This window comes from uncultured Campylobacter sp. (genome assembly GCF_938030815.1).
GTDB lineage: Bacteria > Campylobacterota > Campylobacteria > Campylobacterales > Campylobacteraceae > Campylobacter_B.
On sequence record NZ_CALHII010000124.1, the window covers coordinates 1 to 1467 of the forward strand.

General features: G+C 49.4%; 1 protein-coding gene. It reads left to right on the plus strand.

Going from position 1 to position 1467, the window contains the following annotated elements; translation table 11 throughout:
* The coding region (ppk1, locus tag Q0277_RS04525) for a polyphosphate kinase 1 (RefSeq protein ID WP_297996010.1) at positions 1–1351 on the plus strand (1351 nt) is incomplete at its 5' end.
* Positions 1352–1467: the final 116 nt, after the last annotated feature.

Below are 1467 nucleotides of genomic sequence, written 5' to 3' on the forward strand. Positions count from 1 at the left end.
TAAACTGCGCCGCAAGGGGGCTTTCGTGCGGCTTCAGATCGAAAAGGACGCCGATGCCGAGCTTTTAGAATTTCTAAATTCTCATCTTAAAATTTTTTACAAAGATATATATGAATGCGCCGTGCCACTTACGCTGGACGGGCTTTGGGAGATCGCCTCCAATAAGGATTTTTCCTTTCTAGCCCATCCTCAGTATCTGCCAAAGACGCTGCCCCCCTTTAACGAAAACACCTCCGTTATGAGCGCGATGGAGAAGGAGGATATCCTGCTAATCCATCCTTACGAAAGCTTCGATCCTGTCCAAAAACTCATCAAAGAAGCCGCCAAGGATCCGAAAGTCATCTCGATCCGTATGACGCTATATCGCGTGGAGAAAAACTCCCCGATCGTCCAGAGCCTGATCGAGGCCGCAAGCGACGGCAAGCAGGTAACGGTGATGGTCGAGCTTAAGGCGAGATTTGATGAGGAAAACAACCTGCACTGGGCGAAGGCGCTCGAAGACGCCGGCGCGCACGTCATCTACGGCATCACGGGCTTTAAAGTCCATGCCAAGGTAACTCAGATCATCAAAAAAGAGGACGGCAAGCTAAAATTTTATATCCACCTAGGCACGGGCAACTACAACGGCTCGAGCGCTAAAATTTACACCGACGTGAGCTTTTTTACCTGCGGCGACCGCTTTGATAAGGACACGACGAATTTCTTCCACATCCTCTCGGGCTACAATAAAAACCGCAAGCTTGACAACCTCTCTATGTCGCCGATGCAGATCAAAGAGCGACTCCTTGCGATGATAAAAAACGAGGAGAAAAAAGGCTCTGCCGGCAGGATCATCGCTAAGATGAACGCTCTTGTCGACGGCGATATGATCAAGGCGCTGTATAAAGCAAGCGCCGCGGGCGTAAAGATCGATCTCATCGTGCGCGGCATCTGCTGCTTGCGCCCGGCGCTTAAGGGCGTTAGCGAAAATATCCGCGTGATCTCGATCGTCGGCAAATACCTGGAGCACGCTAGAATTTTTTACTTCGCGCACGCGCAGCCCAGCCTATACATCGCGAGCGCGGATTGGATGCCGCGAAATTTAGAGCGCAGGCTGGAGCTGATGAGCCCGATTTACAACGAAAATTTGCAAAACAAGCTCAAAGAAATTTTAAAACTTCAGCTAAGCGACAATGAGCTCGCATTCGAGCTGCAAAGCGGCGGCGAGTACCGAAAAATCGCGCCGAAAAAGGGCGAAGATAAGATCGACGATCAGGAATTTTTAGAAGCTTATTTTAGTAAAATTTATAAAAACATCCGCAAACACGACGAAAGCGGCACGGCGCTAACTAAGCTTTTGAAAGAGAGCTAGGCGCGGTCTCAGTTCTGCTAGGGCTAGCCGCGCGCAAAACCCACGCGTAGACCGAGATTATAAAATATTAGATGCAGAATTTTGCGCCGTGAATGCGCGAGTAAATTTACAAAAAT